The organism is Leuconostoc sp. LN180020 (assembly GCF_014844115.1).
Taxonomy (GTDB): Bacteria; Bacillota; Bacilli; order Lactobacillales; family Lactobacillaceae; genus Leuconostoc; species Leuconostoc citreum.
The window spans coordinates 1,785,778-1,806,375 of sequence record NZ_CP039736.1 but is presented as its reverse complement, the minus strand read 5'-3'; the positions used below and the strand labels follow the sequence as shown (position 1 = coordinate 1,806,375).

The window sequence follows — 20,598 nt, the reverse complement described above, 5'->3', positions numbered from 1 at the left end:
AATAATAACTATGGTATCGTATGACATTGGAAGATCATCTATCACCTGAAATCAAGCAATTAATCGATCGCGCACAGACAGAGATGTCACAAAAAAATTGGCATGATGCTGCGGAAACTTTAATCACTGTGTATGAATCATTAACAACGTTTGATATTAATTACCGGTTAGTTACTGCACTATTCATGGATGAGCAGTATCAATTAGCCGCTTCATATGCTGATGATTTTTTATATAATTACTTAGAAGAAGAAACCAATTTTCGAATGGTTGTGACGCTTGCCATCCAAAATCAAAACTTTGTCTATGCGCAACAAATAGCCGTATTATGGCATGATGAGGTTGTTAAATCGGCAGTCCTTAAAGATATACGGCGTGCTGAATCCGAAGCACAAGAGACCATGGCCACCACTTTTCAGACCATTGGCCGACAATTTTATCATTTGAGTGATTATGATATGCTTCAACAGCGCGATCGCTATGAATCGGCTAGGCATTTGCCCGTGGCTGAATTTGTAAAAGGGGCACAATTTTTACTTGTTGACCCTTATGTAACACCCATTATCCGAGCTACCTTATTTGAAGATTTACAAAAATTACAGGTTGAGGGGGATATCGCCTATCGTTGGTTAGATGATAAGACATATACGATTAATTTAAGTCAAGTGAGCTTATTAGTCGATTCACCTATTTTTGAGACAGTTGCAGATCTCTTAGATGAACGCCTTGGCCATGATGATCCCATTGCAATGGATATGTTAGCCCAGCAAGTACGATTTGAAATGACATTACTTTATCCACGTGTGACAGAAATTATTACTAATCCAGAAGCGTGGGTAACAGCAAGTATTGGCCAATATTACGATAAAAGTACGGATAATGAGCCTGCTGAACAGCGAAAATGGCATCAACATGTTCGTAGCTTGATTGCCTCATTTTTTGCAAATTAATTCGTAAAACTATTTACATTTTCTTAATAACTCGGTATAATAATTTTTGGCTTCAAGAGCCGGAAAAACGCAATTAACTGTTGTCTTTTGACGGCTTGCGTTGTAAAATATATTTATAAACATTTTTCAGAATACTGATAAATGAATTTTGGAGGAAACTACATTGGCTAAGGAAACTTACGTTCGCACTAAGCCCCACGTTAACATTGGTACTATTGGACACGTCGATCACGGAAAGACGACTTTGACAGCCGCAATCTCAAAGGTATTGGCTGAAAAGCAAGGTATCACAGCTACTGATTTTGCTGAAATCGATAACGCGCCTGAAGAAAAAGAACGTGGTATCACGATTAACACTTCACACATCGAATACGAAACAGAAACACGTCACTATGCTCATATCGATGCCCCTGGTCACGCCGATTACGTTAAGAACATGATCACTGGTGCCGCTCAAATGGACGGTGCTATCTTGGTTGTTGCTGCAACTGATGGTCCTATGCCACAGACACGTGAACACATTTTGTTGGCACGTCAAGTTGGTGTTGAATATCTTGTTGTATTCTTGAACAAGACTGATTTGGTTGATGATGAAGAATTAGTTGAATTGGTTGAAATGGAAGTTCGCGAATTGTTGTCAGAATATGACTTCCCAGGCGATGATATTCCTGTAATTAAGGGTTCAGCTTTGAAGGCCCTTGAAGGTGACCCTGAACAAGTTAAGGTTATCGAAGAATTGATGGATACTGTTGATTCATACATTCCAGAACCAAAGCGTGAAACTGACAAGCCTTTCTTGATGCCTGTCGAAGACGTATTTACAATCACTGGTCGTGGTACAGTTGCTTCTGGTCGTGTTGACCGTGGTGTATTGACTACTGGTACAGAAATTGAAATCGTTGGTTTGAAAGACGAAATCAAGAAAACGACTGTTACAGGAATTGAAATGTTCCGTAAGACACTTGACGAAGCACAAGCTGGTGATAACATCGGTGCATTGTTGCGTGGTGTTGACCGTAACGAAATCGAACGTGGCCAAGTTTTGGCAAAGCCAGGTTCAATCAAGACACACAAGAAGTTCAAGGCTGAAGTTTATGTCCTTTCTAAGGAAGAAGGCGGACGTCACACACCATTCTTTACTAACTACCGTCCACAATTCTACTTCCACACAACTGACGTTACAGGTGTTGTTGAATTGCCAGCTGGTGTAGAAATGGTTATGCCTGGTGACCAAGTAACATTCGAAATCGAATTGATTTCACCTGTTGCTATCGAACAAGGCTTGAAGTTTACTGTTCGTGAAGGTGGCCACACTGTTGGTGCCGGAACAGTTACTGAAATCGAAGACTAATTATTTTGAAAACACGCGTAAGCGTGTTTTTTTGTTAAAAAAACTATCACTTTAACATCTCCAAGTATGGTAAAGTAATAGTTTTCTTTATTTTTTTTGATCTTTGTTGTTCTCACGACCAAGCATCGCATCGCGAGAAGAATTACTTTTTTCTTTTTGATCAGCGGGTAGCTGAAATAAATCATCAATCGACTGTGTGACAGATGTCTCATTATTTATAATTTTTGCCATCTTATATACCTCCGTGTGAGTTAAGTATACGCTACTTTTTATGCAATAATATACAATTATTCAGTTATAAAAAGTATATTTAATGCATATAAACTGCATTCATGTATACTATTACTTAGAGACCAAAGGGAGTAATTAATATGGACAATTTATTAACTATAGCCAATTTAAAGAAACAATACGGTGACAAAATTGTTTTTGATAATGTTAATGCAACAGTTAAACAAGGTGAAGTGATTGCAATTTTAGGGCCGTCAGGGGCCGGTAAATCTACCTTTTTACGTGCTGTTAATTTATTAGATTCACCAACGAGTGGTCAAATTACCTTTGAAGGTAGTGAACTCACTAATTTAGGTGAAAATGCACTAAATCAGCTGCGCGAAAAAATGGGTATGGTATTCCAAAGCTTTAATTTATTTCCAAATTTATCTGTTTTAGAAAACGTTAAATTGGCGCCGATGAAAGTGAAAGGTTTGGCAGATGACGCAGCAACACAATTAGCCAAACAGTTGTTAACTCAGGTTGGATTATCTGATAAATATTATGTTTATCCAACAAGTCTTTCTGGCGGACAACAGCAACGTGTGGCCATTGCAAGAGCGTTAGCCATGTCGCCAGACGTGATGCTGTTCGATGAACCAACAAGTGCATTGGATCCTGAAATGGTTGGTGAAGTACTTAATGTTATGAAATCTTTAGCTGAGGCTGGTATGACAATGTTAGTCGTCACACATGAAATGGGCTTTGCTCGTGAAGTGGCAGACACAATTTGGTTCATGGCAGATGGCGGACTACAAGAAGTTGCCACACCAGAAAAGTTCTTTAGTCAACCACAAACTCAGCGTGCACAGGAATTTTTGAAGAAAGTCTTATAATAGTGATTGGTGGTAATCGTGTGTCACATACGATTACTATCAATCTTTTTTTATTTCTGTTATGATAGGCACATGGACAATATATTAGTGGCAAAAAAAAAGGCGGCTATTGCTGCTTCAAAGTTAGTCAAAGATGGTATGACAGTTGGCCTGGGAACAGGGTCGACAATTGCCTTCTTTTTAGATGCCTTAGCTGAGCGTGTACAACATGAGAAGCTAAATATTATTGGTGTAACGACCTCTTTTAAAACAGCTGATCGTGCCAAAGAATTAGGCATTCAAATACAAGATATCGACAGTGCACCCATGATTGATTTAACAATAGATGGCGCAGATGAAGTTGATACAGAACTGAATGGTATTAAAGGTGGTGGCGCGGCGTTTTTAATGGAAAAAATTGTAGCGAAGAATTCTAAACGTGTGGTTTGGATTGTTGATAGTCTTAAAGTACATGATAAGTTAGGTCAGTTTCCGTTACCTGTTGAAGTTGTGCCATTTGGAAGTGGTAAATTGATTACTGAATTTGAACAACATCATTTGTATCCAAAATTGCGTACAGGAGCAGATGGTCAACCAGTTGTGACTGATATGGGGCATTATATTGTTGACCTGGATTTACAAGTTATTGATCAGCCCTACGAGTTAAGCCGATATCTAGACGGACGGATTGGTGTTGTTGAGCATGGTTTATTTTTAGATATTGCCGATGAAGTCATTGTTGGGTCACAACAGGGCGTTAGTTACTTACGACGCACTGATTTACAGAAAAAAATGTAACAATGGACTAAAGCGCTTACATTTTTTATCCATAAGCGGTATAATGAACTTGTAAAGAAATAAACAAAGGAGCATGTCGCGTGATAGGCGCAGCATAGTAAGAGATTATGGCATACAAGAATATTTTAGTTGCAATTGATGGTTCAGATGTATCAAATGTTCTCATCAAGAAAGTGCATGAATTCGCACCCGATGCGCACATTGATATTTTAAATGTAGTAGACACATCAGGTGGTTACTTTGGTACCATTGTTATGAACGCCGATATTATTTATCAGATGGAGCAGGATGCTGAGGTAGTTATTAATAAATCTTACGAGTATGCTCACCAAATTGGGCACAATGACGTTGATGTCCACGTACGTTTTGGAACACCAAAACAAGTTATTGCCCGTGATTTTCCTAAAGATCATAAGAGCGATTTGATTGTCGTTGGGGAAACAGGCTTGAGCCCATTGCAACGCGTTATGGCGGGCACGGTGCCTTCCTTTGTAACCCAAGCATCGCGCACAGATGTTTTGATTATGCGCGTGAGTGAATCATAATTTTAAGTAAAGTAAAAAGCAGTGATTAATCACTGCTTTTTATTTCGCTTCTTTTAGAATAACAATATTTTTGATTTTAATGGGATCAATAGGCGTAGAGCCCTCGCCCTCGGATTTGACCTTGGCTGAGGCAATGTTGTCAACGACAGCCATGCCAGATATGACTTGGCCAAACACGGTATAGCTACCATCTAAAGAGGGATTACCACCATTTTTGTAGGCCGCTACAATTTTTTTTGGATATTGATTTTTATTAAGTTTTTGAGATTGGTCTTGTTTATTTTGGTTAATAAAGAATTGAGAACCATTAGTGTTGGGACCAGCGTTAGCCATAGATAATGCGCCACGGATATTGTATAAAGAAGAGCTGATTTCATTTTTAAAACCTTGGCCACTATCGATATTTTTATCTTTGTTATGCCAGATTGATTCACCACCTTTACCAGTTCCTTGTGGATCGCCACCTTGGATCATGAAATCTGCAAGTACGCGATGAAACGTTGTGTTGTTGTAATAACCTGCTTTAGCATGACTAATAAAATTCTCAACTGCAAGCGGCGCATAGCGATTAAATAGCTTAAGTGTGATGTCACCGGCAGTGGTAACAAGTCTCACTTCGCTCTCGTCACCAGCAATAGTCGTATTAAGTTGTGGCAATGTCATCTGATCAAGCTTGGGATCCCTTTTTACTTGAGAGGTTTGTTGCTTAGCCGTATCGTTGGATGAACCACTATTTTTTTGAGATGTTAGCAGGAAAATAGCGATGACTAGTCCCACAAGTATCGTGACCATTGCAGCAATCGTCACATATTGTTTTTCTTTATTCATGTTGCCTCCTAATGATTAAATACGTTCAATAATAAATAGGGTCCCTTTTTTAGTTCGGTAGGTTGCTTGCGTATAGTCAGCTTTGATTAGTGTATCAAGATAGGCTAGCCAGTCGGTAGGTATGTCTTGAAATTTAATGAGCATAAGGCCACCATGTTTGAGTCGTGGCAACACACGATTGATTTGATCAGTGTAGTCATTAGGATATTGATTCTTATTTTGTGCATCATCTGAGTAGTCAAAAATACCAATACTTGCTTGACTCTGTGAGCCAATTTCTTGTAAAAAATAACGATCTAGCGTTTTACCGAGCAAAGTGACGCGTTCAGACAAGCCACTCATAAATAGTGAGGCAGCTGTTGCATTTGCATTATCTTTTGTCGCCGTGTAACTTAATACTTTGCCAGACTTGCCGACCCTTGTCGCTAGAAAACGCGTATTAATGCCATTGGCAGTCGTCCCGTCAATCACAATATCGCCAACTTTTACAGTTTGTTCAATGAGTTGGTGTGCGAGTGTCTCAATTGATGGTATCATAGGAATCTCCTGTTAAAAATAGATATTTTGAAAGAGTGAGTAAACTATAGCCTAACGACAGTGCAGCAATAATGTCAGTCGGGTAATGTACATTGACATAGATACGACTGATTGGGATGACAAAGAGTAGCAAGGTGAAAATAGTAATTGCTGTTAGTTGCAACCAACTTTTTGACACATAACGCTTGGTTAGCACGATTAATGTACCATAGAATAAAATAGCAACCATCGTGTGTCCAGAAGGAAAACTAAAGCCGTGCTCTGGAATTAACTGTGGCATTGGACGTGGGTTGCGAATAATACGTTTGGTTATTTGTGTCGTTAACCCTGCATATAAAAAAATATTGACCAGTAAAAACTGCAATGCAGGGTAAGCTTTCTTATAACTTAAGAAAATAATCAAGATTAACGTGCTTAATCCAATAAATGTGACACTACCAAGTTGCGTAATATTGATTAGAATAATATCTGCTAATGGCGATCGTTGTTGTATTAAATGTTGACCGATACTATTGAGCTGTTCGAACCACAAAGCTTGTGATACCAAGCCAATCGTTAGACAGAGAAAAATGCTAAAAGTAATTAGCGCAAATATAATCTGTGTTTTTTGCTTTATAATCATAACATACAGTATACCTGATTTTGATTAAACGTGATATAATTAGAGCATTATATTTAACAGTAGTAGACATGGCGTGGTGTGTTAGAGAGTAAGCGGTGGTGAAAGTTTACCGAACAACATGTTGAACTCGGTTAAATCACCTTGAAAGCGAAACTTTAGTAACTTTCAACGTATCGTCGCGTTAAGACGTTTTGAGGCGTAGCAATACGTAAACATAGGTGGTACCGCGATTAATTCGCCCTATGTCATGCTTTTTAGTGTGATATAGGGTGATTTTTCGTTTTTACTTTAATTATTTTAAGGAGGATATGCAGTGATTCTAGTAAATTGCTGTATGAAAAAATATGCCATACGAACATCAACAAATTGAACAAAAGTGGCAAAAGTTTTGGGATGATAATCAAACTTTTGCTACCTCTGATACAACTGATAAGCCAAAGTATTATGCTGTTGACATGTTTCCTTATCCGTCAGGACAGGGCTTACATGTTGGCCATCCAGAAGGTTATACAGCAACAGACATTATGAGCCGTTTTAAGCGAGCTAAGGGATTTAATGTCTTACACCCTATGGGATGGGATGCTTTTGGCTTGCCAGCAGAACAGTATGCAATGAAAACAGGGCATAATCCAGCTGACTTTACGAGTCAAAATATTGATCATTTTCGTGAGCAAATAAAATCATTGGGCCTCTCATACGATTGGAATCGTGAGATAAATACGACAGATCCATCTTATTATAAGTGGACTCAGTGGATTTTTGAAAAATTATATGAAAAAGGTCTAGCATACGAGTCTAACATGATGGTCAATTGGGATCCAATTGACCGTGTTGTCTTGGCTAATGAAGAAGTGATTGATGGTAAGTCAGAACGTTCTGGAAATAAGGTTGAGCGAAAAGCCTTGCGACAATGGGTACTGAAAATCACAGCCTATGCTGACCGATTAGTTGATGACTTAGATGATTTGGATTGGCCAGAAGCGATTAAGGAACAGCAACGTAATTGGATTGGCCGTTCCAAGGGTGCTGCAGTGTTCTTTAATGTTGATCACGCAGATGCTAAAATTGAAGTTTACACAACGAGACCAGATACCTTATTTGGCGCTACGTATATGGTTTTGGCTCCTGAACATGAACTAGTTGACAGTATTGTCACAGCAGAGCAAAAACAAGCTGTTGCAGATTATCGTGCAGCGATTGCTGCTAAATCAGATCTTGAACGTACAGATTTGAACAAGGATAAAACAGGTGTCTTTACAGGTGCTTATGGTATCAATCCAATCAATGGTGAAAAATTGCCAATTTGGATTGCCGATTATGTTTTAGCTTCGTATGGCACAGGTGCAATCATGGCCGTTCCAGCGCATGATGACCGCGATTTTGAGTTTGCAAAAAAGTTTGATTTGGCGATTAAGCCTGTGATTGCTGGTGGCGAGAATGATGATGTTGCATATACTGGCGATGGGGTACACATCAATTCTGATTTCCTAGACGGCTTGGACAAAGCGACCGCTATCGATCAAGCGATTGACTGGTTAGAAGCACATCAAGCTGGACATGCACAAACCAACTTTAGACTACGTGATTGGATTTTTTCTCGTCAGCGTTACTGGGGCGAACCGATTCCTGTCATTCATTGGGAAGATGGGACAACAAGCTTAGTACCAGAAAATGAGTTACCACTTTTGTTGCCACATGCCACAGAATTACGACCATCAGGTAGTGGGGAGTCACCACTAGCTAACTTAACCGATTGGTTAGAAGTGACACGTGACGATGGCGTTAAAGGTCGTCGTGAAACAAATACAATGCCTCAGTGGGCAGGCTCATCCTGGTACTTCTTACGTTATATTGATCCACATAATGATCACCAACTAGCAGACCCTGAAAAATTGAAGTATTGGATGAATGTTGACTTATACGTTGGTGGTGCTGAACATGCTGTGTTACACTTATTGTACGCTCGCTTCTGGCATAAATTCTTATATGATTTGGGCGTTGTACCAACTAAAGAACCATTCCAAAAGTTAGTGAACCAAGGAATGATTTTGGGTGCTAACCACGAAAAAATGTCAAAATCAAAGGGAAATGTTGTCAATCCAGATGATATTGTCCGTGAATATGGTGCTGACACGCTACGTGTTTACGAGATGTTCATGGGACCTTTGACACAAAGTAAGCCTTGGTCTGAAGAAGGCATTACCGGTTCTCGTCGCTGGTTAGATCGTGTTTGGCGATTGTTAATTGACGATGAAGGGCAGTTACGCGATCATGTGACAACTGTTAATCCTGGTGATTTGGATAAAATTTATCATCAGACAGTTAAAAAAGTGACAGATGATTTAGAAAATATGCGCTTTAATACAGCAATTTCACAAATGATGGTTTTTGTTAATGACGCGTATAAGTCTGATGCCTTACCTGTGACTTATATGAATGGCTTTATCCAATTATTGGCACCATTTGCCCCTCACTTAGCAGAAGAACTTTGGGTTCGCTTAGGCAATCGTGAATCAATTTCATACGTCTCTTGGCCAACGTACGATGACACAAAGTTGGTTGATGATACAGTTGAAATTATTTTTCAGGTTAATGGTAAAGTTCGTGGTAAAGCGACCGTCGCGCGTGATATTAATCAAGATGACATGATTACTGCAGCTAAAGCTGATGATAATGTACAAAACTTCATTACGGGTAAGACCGTTCGTAAGGTTATTGCTATTCCTGGTAAGTTTGTCAATATTGTTGTTAGTTAATAAAGTTATTGTGTGATAAAAATAGGCTGACTAAGTATAGTCAGCGTACATAATAGTTTAAGAGGAGTAAACAAATGACGGATGAACAACGTCCCGAAGATCAGAATATACGCGGTCAACATGTTGATAAAATTAATGTGGATGGTCAAATATTAAGTGCTGACGAAATACTGGCACGTGCACGTCAACGTGCACAACAAAAGCAAGTTCAACCTCAATCACAACGTATACAAGCGCGTGACATACCAAGGCAATCGGTGTCTGAGATTGCAGCTATTCAAGCCCAAAACCAACAATCTCGGCAACGGATTATAGCTAAAAAACCAAACTTGAATAAAATTCAAACGCCAGATCCATTTGCTGCTGAAATTGAGACAATTGCTGCCAATCAAACACCAAAAAGAGAAGAAAGTAGCCAAGATGCAAGTCAGGCTACGCTCGTTAAAGGTTCTGCTTGGTTATCAGCAGGCAATATGTTATCACGTATTTTGGGGGCAGTATATATCGTACCTTGGATGGCCTTATTAGGATCTAATTCCAATCGTGCTAATGCCTTATTTGGGCAAGGTTATAATATTTATGCGATGTTTTTGGCAATCGCAACGTTTGGTGTTCCAGCAGCAATATCTAAGTTAGTTGCAGAATATAACGCAAGACATGATGTTTACCAATCACGTCAACTCACACGACAATCATTATTGCTTGGCGTGATACTAGGAATTGTATTTGGCGGAGCCATTTATATTTTGAGTCCCTGGTTATCTAAGGGTAATAGCAACTTTGTGCCAGTGCTACGTTCTCTAGCTCCTGCTGTCGCTATTTTTCCATTAATGTCAATGATTCGAGGTATTTTTCAAGGGTACCAGTTGATGAGTATTTCAGCACTATCACAAGTTGTTGAGCAAATTGCTCGTGTGATTTACATGCTGGTTACGGCTGTAGCAATTTTAAAAATTAACCCAGGAAACTGGAGTGGTGTGGTTGTGCAATCAACGTTTGCCGCGTTTATCGGGGCTATTTTCAGTATGATGGTCTTGATATGGGGATGGTTGAGATATCATCGTATTTTATCTCAGCCACTCGATACAACCCAACCGCATGAAGCGGCTTCGACATGGGGGTTAATTTTTAGTATTTTGAAAGAATCATGGCCTTTTATTATTATCGGTTCAGCAATTACTTTATTTCAACTTGTTGATCAGTATACGTACTTTGATATTATGAATCATTTTTTTGCTTATACTAATGAACAGCTACAGGTGGAGTTTGCATTGTTTAGTGCCAATCCGAATAAGCTAATTATGATTATTGTGCCGTTTTCTACTAGCATTGCAGCCACAGCATTACCAATGTTATCTGGTAGTAAAGCCACACTTACGCGTGAAGATATTCAAATACAATTACGACAGGTGATTAAATTATTTGCATTGGTGATGCTTCCCAGTGCATTAGGTATGTTTGCTATCGCTGGCCCACTATATAAAATGTTTTATCCTATTGACGTGTCTAATCAAGAAGGCATATATCTTTTACAATATTCGACAGTTTTGGCCGTTGTCTTTAGCCTGTTTATGTTACTTTCCTTTATTTTGCAAGCACTGTCCGAAGTGTCTATTGTAATAAAAGCGTTTGTTTTTGGATTATTAGTTAAAGTTGCTTTGCAAGTGCCGTTTATTCGTTATTTTGAAGGGATGGGCGCTTTGATGTCAAGCGTCATTGGCATGGTAATTGCTATTGCGTTTATGCTTAGTTATTTGAAAACAGCCTATCAAGTGTCTCTAAGTGATATTGCGGATGAACTTTGGCAGCTATTTATTGGTGCGGTTGTGATGGCAGTTATCGCTTATCTCATTGTTGTTGTGATGAGTCAGTTCATATTCCCATTAGACAGCAAATTATCAGTAACCCTAACAGCATTAATTAGTGCAGGTGTTGGTGGTGCCGTTGTTTGTTTACTATACTTACGTATGGGGTTTGGCGATGAACTATTAGGTTCGCGCATTAATCGTATCCCAGCAATCTTACGTCCAAAACGATAATTGTGATAATTATCGTTTTTTATTTTCTCTCGACGAAGTCATAAAAAAATATTAACAGGCTATTTTTAACCATCTACTTGGTGTATGCTAAGATTAAGTTTTGTACCGAATGGAGGTATCGTGATGACAAATCAAGAAACACAAACAACCTTACAACCAGATTTGCTTAACCGTATTGATAATAAAATCTTATACTTAGGGCAATTACAATTGGCCATTACAAAGCAACATGTTGCTGAAGTTTATGAACTATTAGCAACAAATAATGATTCGCTGTCATCTGGACAACAGTTACCTTTAATTGTGTCTGATTTAACAGCCGAGCTAACTGATTTTCTAGCACCAGAATTAATGCACTTTTTTGCTGAAAAGTTACCCTTTTTATCGCTTACGCCTTCAAGCACGATTAGCGATACTTATGACGTTTTTTTAGGTGATTGGTGGCACCATCGGCAATTAGGCACGTTAAACATTTTGTCGATAACACTGTCTTTGGAAAAGCAAATGATAACCGAACTTCAGGCAACCGAAAAGTTGTCAGAGGGCCAAAGTATTAATGAAAGTAAAGTTCAAGAAATCAACGAAAATATTAAAGGACTAAAAGCGTTCTTAGCAGATAATACAAAACGAACGTTAGAGTTACAAGTTGTCAAAGATCAGCTTACAGAATTGTCAGCCAACAAGTCAGGCTTATTTAATCGTAATGACAAAAATACACGTGAAGCTTTAGAAAAAAAGCGCGAATTATTAGAGGCGACTCAGAAGCGCATACCAGAAGTTGAACGTAAATTAGTTGATCAAGAAAATGAATTATTAGCTTACGAAAAAGATGACGCCTTGAGACAGTTAGAGTTGCAGGCAATTTTGTCGCAATATTCAAACGTGGCAGCATTTGTGGCAGCGATATCACAATTACATGATGTTTACTTAGATAACCTCAAAAAAGGGTAATGATATGGTAGATTTTGATACACAGGTTTACAGTGAAAGATTAAAACAAGATTTGACGCTCTTTAATCGTTGGCAAATTTTAATTGCTACTTTGGGCGATGTTGATGAGACGGCAGATTTATTAGAAGTTGTTGAGAAAATATTGGCTTTTGATATCCATGAATCAACGATGTTACGAATTGCAAATGATTATTGGTTTCCAAGTACGCATTGGGTGACGGTAGCCTTTGCACGTCTGGCCGAAACTGCCTCACTATCAAATACTGAAACTGTTTTGCCAAGGGGACAAAAATCGGCTGAGTTACATTTTGATGAATGGCCAAATGCGGCTTTCAAATTCGTACCGGCGCCTTTAGCGTCAGGTGGTTTTTATTTGGAAGAAACAGCACAAGAATTGCGGGTATTATATTGGGATATTGTACATAAGCGTTTTTATTTAGACACACAACAGTTTGCTAAGTTAGTGCAAACAGAAGCTGTACAGTTAGCCGGGGTCCAAGCATTAGCGATTTTTCAAAAACGCCTCATAGCTATTGCTGAGCAGCTAGCGTCAGAACAGTTTAGCATTGATTTACCAGGACTTGCTGCCCAACATCAACGAGATTTGGTGATGATTGAAAGAGAGTTGCCGTCGGTTGTTTTAGATAGTTTATTTGTCACAGCAGCCAAGCAGCAATTTGTGTTAAAGCGAGCGCAAGGCCAACAAATTGGGGTGGAAATTGCTGTTGGAGAAATTGCTATCAGATTAACACAAGTATTCAATGACTCAGGGCATCAACAATGGGTTTATGCCATTGTTGATGATAATCAACAGGTCACAATTTTTACACTACTACAGCAACTACCTTTCTTTTACCAATGGTACATCGCGCATATTGACCAAGTTGGTTTGAAAGATAAGCGCGAAGTATTTGTGGAATAAGCCAATATATGAGATGATTATTATGTTATAGTATTAACAAAAAAATATTAGCAAATGCTAATTTAAAAGGGGAACGCTCATGACATTTCTGATTATCATTGCAGTAATTGCCATTGTTGCAATTATTTGGATTAGTGTATATAACGGCTTGGTTAAGTCACGGATGCACACAAAAGAGTCTTGGAGTCAAATAGATGTACAACTCAAACGTCGAAATGATTTGATTCCAAACTTAGTAAATACCGTGAAGGGTTATGCAGACTTTGAGAAGTCAACATTGCAAGCTGTCACAGATGCGCGTACAAAAGTTAACAATGCGCAAGGACCAGCTGATACTATGGTAGCGTCTGATCAGTTATCTGGTGCCTTGACGCACTTGTTTGCTGTGGCAGAAGCTTATCCAGAACTAAAAGCTAGCAACAACTTTACCAAATTGCAAGAAGAGTTGACTAACACCGAAAATAAGATTGCCTATTCTCGTCAGTTGTTTAATACAACAACAGCTAGCTATAATGCCAAGCTTCAGACCTTTCCAAGTAACGTTATTGCGGGCATTCATCACTTTGAACCAAGTGAGTTTATTGCTGTACCTGAAACAGAAAAAGAAGTACCTACGGTTAAGTTTTAATGTTATACGAGCAGATACAATCTAATAAACGTCGAACGGTTTTCTTATTAATTGGTTTTTTGGCGCTGGTTGGTATTGTAGGGGCTGCGGTCGGTTATTTACTTCTAAAATCTTTAGTGACTGGTATTATTGGTGCTCTACTTGTTGGTGTAATTTATGCAGTCATTATGATTAGTAACGCAACAGATGTTGTTATGGCAATGAACCATGGCACAGAAGTCACTTCAGCTGATCAAGCACCAGAGCTCTGGCACACAGTTGAGGATATGGCAATGGTTGCGCAAGTACCTATGCCGCGGGTTTTTATTATTGAAGATGAGAGTCCAAACGCGTTTGCAACTGGTAATAATCCCAAGAATGCTGCTGTTGCTGCAACAACAGGATTAATCGCCTTAATGAACCGAAATGAATTAGAAGGCGTTATTGGTCATGAAATCAGTCATGTCCGGAACTATGATATCCGCATATCGACAATTGCCTTGGCACTAACAGCTGCCATATCGTTTTTGATTAATTTAGGCAGTAATTGGTGGCTTTTCGGTTCGGGTAGCCGTGATCGTGATAATCGCGATAGTGGCGGTGGTGGGCAACTATTGGTTTTTATATTATCGTTAGTAGTCATGATTTTTGCACCTCTAGTAGCGGCTGTTATTCAAATGGCTATCTCACGGAATCGTGAATATTTAGCTGATGCTGGTAGTGTAGCGTTGACACGTAATCCACAAGAATTAATTGCTGCTTTACGTAAGTTGAATTCTGCACCACCAATGTCACATGTAGATGAATCATCGGCAGCATTATATATTAGCGACCCACTAAAGAAAAAGGCGCGCTTATTTGATACACACCCACCGATTGAAGAACGAATTGCAAGGTTAGAAAAAATGTAAGAACATCTAGTTAATGACTAGGTGTTTTTTATTTGTGAAGCAATTAATTGCTTTTTTCTAGGGTTGATTTTTCTCATAAAAACCTGTAAAGTGATATCAACAACTAAATCTTTTGTTTGCAGATATATCGCTGGGAAATGGCCAGCAGTTTCTACCACGCCCCAAAAGTCGTGACTATCCGCAAATGTGAACCGATATATTTTTGTCGTTGAAGCATTTGTGGATCTGTCGTGTCCCGAATGCTTTTTTACTGTCAATAAAATGTGTTTAGTTTCATTCTAAAATATACTCGGCGGATCCGTTAACAATTGTGTTAACAAAAAGGCCTAACATGATAAGTCAGAATCAGTAAATCATTGCACAATTTACTGATGACATTTAAATCTGGAGGATCTCATGCAAAAATTTTTCTTAGACGATGAAAAGCCTAAGTTCAGCTCACGCAATAAGTTTGCTAAGATGGGCTTGACGTTTGATGATATGAAGTTAGTTTATGATCAAAACGCAACAGTTAAGTCAGCTGACATAGATGTTAGCACTGTGTTGACACCGACATTGAAGCTGAAATTACCATTAATTTCAGCGGCCATGGACACTGTCACAGAAGCACGTTTTGCGACAGAATTGGCTAAATTGGGTGGTCTTGGTGTTATTCATAAGAACATGACTATTGCCGAGCAGGCTGATGAAGTGAAGCGTGTGAAAACAGCTACTTTTGACTCAGATATTTATCCTAATGCTGCAACAGATAATCAAGGACGTCTTTTAGTTGCCGGTGCGGTAGGCGTGACTTCTGATACGGTAAAACGTGTCGAAGCCATGGCTGCTGTCGGTGTTGATGCGATTGTACTTGACTCTGCTCATGGTCATTCAGAAGGTGTATTGCGTAAAGTTTCCGAGGTGCGTGACGCGTTCCCAACTTTGAACATTATTGCTGGTAATATTGCGACAACTTCAGGCGCTGCTGCTTTGTATGATGCCGGTGCAGATGTGGTTAAAATTGGTATTGGACCTGGTTCAATTTGCACAACACGTGTTGTTGCAGGGATTGGTGTGCCACAACTTTCTGCTGTGCGTGATGCAGCTGAAGAAGGGGCACGCCGTGGTAAAGCTATTATCGCTGATGGTGGTGCTAAAACTGCAAAAGACATTACAAAGGCATTAGCTGCTGGGGGAAATGCGGTTATGCTCGGTTCAATGTTCTCTGGTACAGAAGAAACACCAGGTGACGTTTTTGAAGACAATGGTAAGCGATACAAAACATACCGTGGCATGGGGTCAATTGCTGCAATGGAAGCTGGTTCTAAAGACCGTTACTTCCAAGGGGAAGTCAATGAAGCTAAAAAAATGGTACCAGAAGGTATCGAAGCCCGCGTCGCTTACAAGGGGGCTTTGGCAGATGTATTAGCCAAGATGATGACCGCTATCCGTGAAGAAATGGCTAAGATGGACGAAAGCTCAGTTGCTGACTTATCAAAAAATGGTCGTATGACACGTGATATCAGTGTGATTGACTATGAAGCGGAAGTAGCACATGTCAAAAAGTCTTATACAATGCCAACATTTTAATGTTTGTATCACGGAGAAAAAATATGTCTGAAAATAATGAAAACAAAGGCTTGGGTTATGACCAAGTATTATTAGTTCCAGGAGCTTCGAATGTGCTCCCTCACACAGTATCTTTGGCAACACGATTGGCAGATGGCTTTGTTTTGAACATGCCATTAGTTTCAGAAGCCAACGGTACAGCAACAGATAATCGTGTTGTGGCAACTGCTTTAAATGGTGGCTTAGGTGTGGTAGCCGAACAAGAAGATATTGCAGCACAAATGGCTGTGATCTCTGCTGCTAAAGCAACAGAAGTAGACAATGAGAAATATCCTAATGCGTTTGTTGACGATAAAGGTCGTGTCCGTGTAGCAGCCGAAGTTTGGTTGACTACAGGTGCACAGGCACGTGTGGATAAACTTGTGGCCGCTGGTGCTGATGCTATTTTCTTCTATTTGCAAGATGACTTAAATCAAGAAACAAATGCTATTGTCAAAGCTGTTCGTAAAGCCTTTCCAAAAACTTTCTTAGCAGTTGGTGCGGTGGAAGACCAGGGTATTGCTGGTGCTTTGTATCAAGATGGTGTTGATGCAGTGATTGCTGGGCGTTCAGTGAACTCACCATTGCCAAATAATGCATTGTACCCATTCTTAACAACAACAATGGCAATTGCAGAAGTAGCCTCAGAGTTTGATAAGACGGTTATTGCCTCAGGTGGTGTCCATTATTCAGGAGATGTAGTTAAAGCGATTTCTGCTGGTGCTGATGCTATTTTGGTTACTGATTTACTCAAGGGTGAAGTCCTTGAAGCTGATGGCACATTTGTTGGTGGTGACATGTCAATTGATGATGCAATCTTTCAAGCAGATGGTGGCTTACGTGCTGGTATGGGTTACACAGGATCATCTACTATTTTGGATTTAAAGCTGGGCGCACAATTCGTGCAAATCACAGATAATGGTTTGAGAGAATCACATCCACACGATGTCGAAATTACAAAAATTGCACCAAACTACGCTAAGTGATGATAACATTAGATCAAAAAGGGAGAGTAACCAAATGGCTGAAGTAAATGCCGATAAGGTCCTAGTTTTAGACTACGGTAGCCAATATAACCAATTAATTACCCGCCGCATTCGTGAGATGGGTGTTTTTTCAGAATTGAAGTCGCGTCATATGACTGCTGAGGAAGTTAAAGCATATAATCCTAAAGCAATTGTCTTATCTGGTGGGCCAAAGTCAGTGTATGAACCCGATGCTTTCGCGATTGATAATGGTATCTTTGAATTAGGTATTCCTGTACTGGGTGTTTGCTACGGCATGCAATTGATGGCTCAAAACCTTGGTGGTCAGGTCGAAGCTAATCCTGGTAATGGTGAATTTGGCCAAACCGTTCTAAAGAAAACAGAGTCAGCTGGTCGTTTATTTGCGCATACGCCCGAATCACAAACTGTGTTGATGAGTCATTCAGACAATGTTGTTTCCTTACCAGAAGGTTTTGTTGTTGCTGGTGGATCAGACAAAACACCAATTGCGGCAATTGCTAATGATGAGCGACGCTTATATGGTGTCCAGTTTCACGCTGAAACGACACTATCTGAACACGGTAAGCAAATTCTCCAAAACTTTGTATTAGATATTGCACAAGCAGAAGCAAATTGGGACATGAGTGGATTCATTGATGAACAAATTGCCCGAATTCGCGAAACTGTGGGTGATAAAAAAGTTTTGTTGGGCTTATCAGGTGGTGTTGATTCATCAGTTGTTGGTGTACTATTACATAAAGCCATTGGTAATCAATTAACTTCCATCTTTGTAGATCATGGTCTGCTGCGCAAAAACGAGGCAGAACAAGTCATGACAATGATGGGCGACCAATTTGGTTTGAATATCATTAAAGTCGATGCACAAGATCGTTTCCTTTCAAAATTAGCTGGTGTCACAGATCCGGAACAAAAACGTAAAATCATTGGTAATGAATTTATTGAAGTCTTCAACGATGAAGCAACTAAGTTAAAAGATATCGATTTCTTAGCACAAGGAACACTTTATACCGATGTTATCGAGTCTGGTACGGATACGGCACAAACAATTAAGTCTCATCATAATGTTGGTGGATTGCCAGAAGATATGCAGTTTAAGTTGATTGAACCATTGAACACACTCTTTAAAGACGAAGTTCGTGAGTTGGGTGAAGCATTGAATATGCCACACGAAATGGTTTGGCGTCAGCCATTCCCAGGTCCTGGCTTAGGTATTCGAATTTTAGGTGATATTACCGAAGATAAGCTAGAAATCGTCCGTGATTCTGATTGGATTTTGCGTGATGAAATTGCAAAAGCAGGTCTTGAAGGCGATGTTTGGCAGTATTTTACTGTCTTGACAGGTGTTCGCTCTGTTGGTGTAATGGGCGATTATCGTACGTATGATTATACAATTGCCATTCGTGCCATCACTTCTGTTGACGGTATGACAGCTGATTTTGCCCAATTACCTTGGCCATTGCTGCAAAAGATTTCAGCACGTATTGTCAATGAAGTTGGACACATTAATCGTGTCGTCTACGACATTACGGCTAAGCCACCAGCAACTGTTGAGTGGGAATAAGCAATGCTAAGGGTATAATGATCATTAGTGCATTATATCAGTTATAGTTTTTTCAGCCGATAAATAAAAAGAGCAAGCCTACTTTGTGCTTGCTCTTTTTATTTTGCCTAGCAAAATGTTAATTTCAAAAATTTAAGAGATACTTTCTATTTTAAAAATAAGTATTGTTTAATATTTATTGTAATAGTGTATGTTTAAAGTTACTGAACTTGCCAGTGGTAGCCAGCAGGCAGTGCACCACCAGGTGCAATTCGCGTTGAATGTCCTTTTCTTGTTTGCCAGTTAAAGCCATCTTGAATGGCCCACTTGTAGGCACCGGTATTATTAATGTTGCCATCTGCGGCTGAGGATGGTGATGGATCAGGCGTAACATAAGTTTGTGCTTGTTGTTGTACTGCTGTATCGGCTGCTTCTTTTGCACGGGACTCTGAATGAGCTAATTCACGTGATAATGACTCACTTGCTTCATGTGAAGCCTTTTCGGCAGAGGCGACTGCTTCTGAACTAGCTTTATCAGCGGCCTCTTTTTCTTCTTTAAGCGTTTTTTCTTTGTTTAGTGTATTACGTGCGGTGCCTGTTGAATAACTAATAATGGCATTTGGACTGTCATTATCAAGATAAACAACTGTTGTTTCATCATTGCCTTTTTCTTCACGATAAGAATGCAGGTTAATCGTTACTTTTTTACCACTTTCTTTGTAACCAACATAGGCTAAACGAATTTGACGTGGTAAAAGTTCGTCATTTCTATACAATGGTGTAACCTGATAATCAAGGCGATAACCCTTGTTTGCCTTAAGCCAAGTAGCTAGATGGTTCTCATAGTAAAGCATGCTTTTCTTATTAGAAGCATTAGTACTTTTCAGCGCACCAGCATTTAAATAAGCAGTTTCAGGAACTAGGTTACGCGCCTCATCGTTTAAACCACTAAATTGATAACCAACAAGGTGACCGCGATTGAATAACCAAGCTTTACTAATTTTACCGTTACTTTTTTCGTACTTAAAACGATAGTTATGCCAACCAACAGGATTATACTCGAGACGTGCTGCGCGTTTTGCCGATGGCTTTTCTGAATAAGATAGTTGAATATGCGCATCAGTAGCACGTTGATGGTTGTCTTTGTCTTTTAGTACCAGTTGTTTTGAGTGATTAAAGTTAAGGGGATGTTGATCTGGATTCGTTAAACTAGTGTCTCTGTAACTGTTATCTGCTGAAATTGTATCAGCAGATGCTAGGCCAGCGAGACTCGATATGGCCAGTACTAACAGTGCTTTTCTGAGTATTTTAAACATAATCTTCTCCCAAACCTTTTATCGTGTTTGCTTGGCACGTTCAACGTAGTGTAAGACATCAAATGCTGACTAATTGTTTTTATAGTTGTTCCGTATAGAATGTCATGTTTCTCCCCAGTGTCCTAACTATTAATTAAGTTTTATAACACTTATGAATTAAATATACACTTAATTATCGAAAAAGAACAATCAACTAGCCATCTTTGGCCATAATATATCTTAAAACAGTGGGGTAGGCATATAAAA

General features: G+C 39.3%; 19 protein-coding genes and 1 riboswitch. Of the genes, 14 read left to right on the top strand and 5 right to left on the bottom strand.

The features are described from left to right. The first annotated feature begins 20 nt into the window (after positions 1 to 20). Positions 21 to 950, top strand: coding sequence for a type I restriction endonuclease subunit R (locus FAZ25_RS09100; RefSeq protein ID WP_192269604.1), 930 nt, complete (start codon positions 21 to 23; stop codon positions 948 to 950). Positions 951 to 1,113: 163 nt separating this feature from the next. Next, positions 1,114 to 2,301, top strand: a complete 1,188-nt coding sequence (gene tuf, locus FAZ25_RS09095; RefSeq protein ID WP_004900335.1) for an elongation factor Tu — start codon at positions 1,114 to 1,116, stop codon at positions 2,299 to 2,301. Positions 2,302 to 2,388: 87 nt separating this feature from the next. Here tuf and FAZ25_RS09090 read toward each other — a convergent pair whose 3' ends face one another. Beyond that, a complete protein-coding gene (locus FAZ25_RS09090; RefSeq protein ID WP_186737716.1) occupies positions 2,389 to 2,532 on the bottom strand; it encodes a hypothetical protein in 144 nt (47 codons plus the stop codon). 140 nt (positions 2,533 to 2,672) lie between these two features. Here FAZ25_RS09090 and FAZ25_RS09085 point away from each other — a divergent pair, with 140 nt between their 5' ends. The 3 genes from FAZ25_RS09085 to FAZ25_RS09075 all read left to right on the top strand — a co-directional run bounded on the left by FAZ25_RS09085 (position 2,673) and on the right by FAZ25_RS09075 (position 4,729). After that, positions 2,673 to 3,407 (top strand): amino acid ABC transporter ATP-binding protein, encoded by a 735-nt coding sequence (locus tag FAZ25_RS09085; protein WP_004900331.1) that lies wholly within the window; start codon positions 2,673 to 2,675, stop codon positions 3,405 to 3,407. 72 nt (positions 3,408 to 3,479) lie between these two features. After that, positions 3,480 to 4,184 (top strand): ribose-5-phosphate isomerase RpiA, encoded by a 705-nt coding sequence (gene rpiA, locus FAZ25_RS09080; RefSeq protein WP_004900328.1) that lies wholly within the window; start codon positions 3,480 to 3,482, stop codon positions 4,182 to 4,184. A gap of 107 nt (positions 4,185 to 4,291) precedes the next feature. Further along, entirely contained in the window at positions 4,292 to 4,729 is a 438-nt protein-coding gene (locus FAZ25_RS09075) for a universal stress protein (RefSeq protein ID WP_004900325.1), read from the top strand. Positions 4,730 to 4,768: 39 nt separating this feature from the next. On the opposite strand, the gene FAZ25_RS09070 is transcribed toward FAZ25_RS09075, so the two are convergent. The 3 genes from FAZ25_RS09070 to FAZ25_RS09060 are packed head-to-tail and all read right to left on the bottom strand — an operon-like array spanning position 4,769 to position 6,716. Next, positions 4,769 to 5,557 carry a peptidylprolyl isomerase gene (locus FAZ25_RS09070; RefSeq protein ID WP_192269601.1) on the bottom strand — a complete coding sequence of 263 codons (789 nt, stop codon included), beginning with the start codon at positions 5,555 to 5,557 and terminating at the stop codon, positions 4,769 to 4,771. A gap of 15 nt (positions 5,558 to 5,572) precedes the next feature. Further along, positions 5,573 to 6,094: an SAM-dependent methyltransferase gene (locus tag FAZ25_RS09065; RefSeq protein WP_192269599.1), complete on the bottom strand. Its 522-nt coding sequence runs from the start codon at positions 6,092 to 6,094 to the stop codon at positions 5,573 to 5,575. After that, on the bottom strand, positions 6,078 to 6,716 hold the full coding sequence (locus FAZ25_RS09060; RefSeq protein ID WP_192269596.1) for a phosphatase PAP2 family protein: 639 nt from the start codon (positions 6,714 to 6,716) through the stop codon (positions 6,078 to 6,080). The genes FAZ25_RS09065 and FAZ25_RS09060 overlap by 17 nt, the downstream gene beginning before the upstream one ends. A 344-nt stretch (positions 6,717 to 7,060) precedes the next feature. On the opposite strand from FAZ25_RS09060, the gene leuS reads away from it, so the two are divergent. The 9 genes from leuS to guaA all read left to right on the top strand — a co-directional run bounded on the left by leuS (position 7,061) and on the right by guaA (position 19,057). Continuing rightward, positions 7,061 to 9,472, top strand: coding sequence for a leucine--tRNA ligase (leuS, locus tag FAZ25_RS09055; RefSeq protein WP_004908127.1), 2,412 nt, complete (start codon positions 7,061 to 7,063; stop codon positions 9,470 to 9,472). A 74-nt stretch (positions 9,473 to 9,546) separates the two neighbouring features. Further along, positions 9,547 to 11,511 (top strand): polysaccharide biosynthesis protein, encoded by a 1,965-nt coding sequence (locus FAZ25_RS09050; protein WP_040190019.1) that lies wholly within the window; start codon positions 9,547 to 9,549, stop codon positions 11,509 to 11,511. A gap of 123 nt (positions 11,512 to 11,634) precedes the next feature. Next, the gene (locus FAZ25_RS09045) at positions 11,635 to 12,462 is read left to right on the top strand and encodes a hypothetical protein (RefSeq protein WP_004904209.1); all 828 of its coding nucleotides are present in this window, start codon (positions 11,635 to 11,637) and stop codon (positions 12,460 to 12,462) included. A 4-nt stretch (positions 12,463 to 12,466) separates the two neighbouring features. Next, the gene (locus FAZ25_RS09040) at positions 12,467 to 13,384 is read left to right on the top strand and encodes a hypothetical protein (protein WP_004908131.1); all 918 of its coding nucleotides are present in this window, start codon (positions 12,467 to 12,469) and stop codon (positions 13,382 to 13,384) included. Between the two features lie 79 nt (positions 13,385 to 13,463). Continuing rightward, entirely contained in the window at positions 13,464 to 14,012 is a 549-nt protein-coding gene (locus FAZ25_RS09035) for a LemA family protein (RefSeq protein ID WP_004900299.1), read from the top strand. Beyond that, positions 14,012 to 14,902, top strand: coding sequence for a zinc metalloprotease HtpX (gene htpX, locus FAZ25_RS09030; protein WP_004900296.1), 891 nt, complete (start codon positions 14,012 to 14,014; stop codon positions 14,900 to 14,902). The genes FAZ25_RS09035 and htpX overlap by 1 nt, the downstream gene beginning before the upstream one ends. A gap of 100 nt (positions 14,903 to 15,002) precedes the next feature. Next, a riboswitch (purine riboswitch) is annotated at positions 15,003 to 15,099 on the top strand. 199 nt (positions 15,100 to 15,298) lie between these two features. Then, positions 15,299 to 16,471 (top strand): IMP dehydrogenase, encoded by a 1,173-nt coding sequence (locus tag FAZ25_RS09025; RefSeq protein WP_004908133.1) that lies wholly within the window; start codon positions 15,299 to 15,301, stop codon positions 16,469 to 16,471. 23 nt (positions 16,472 to 16,494) lie between these two features. Then, positions 16,495 to 17,475, top strand: coding sequence for an IMP dehydrogenase (locus FAZ25_RS09020; RefSeq protein WP_004904205.1), 981 nt, complete (start codon positions 16,495 to 16,497; stop codon positions 17,473 to 17,475). A 34-nt stretch (positions 17,476 to 17,509) separates the two neighbouring features. After that, positions 17,510 to 19,057: a glutamine-hydrolyzing GMP synthase gene (guaA, locus tag FAZ25_RS09015; RefSeq protein WP_192269593.1), complete on the top strand. Its 1,548-nt coding sequence runs from the start codon at positions 17,510 to 17,512 to the stop codon at positions 19,055 to 19,057. Between the two features lie 200 nt (positions 19,058 to 19,257). Here the strand turns inward: guaA and FAZ25_RS09010 are convergent, their stop codons facing one another. Further along, positions 19,258 to 20,352 (bottom strand): DNA/RNA non-specific endonuclease, encoded by a 1,095-nt coding sequence (locus FAZ25_RS09010; RefSeq protein WP_004904203.1) that lies wholly within the window; start codon positions 20,350 to 20,352, stop codon positions 19,258 to 19,260. Between the last annotated feature and the right edge of the window lie 246 nt (positions 20,353 to 20,598).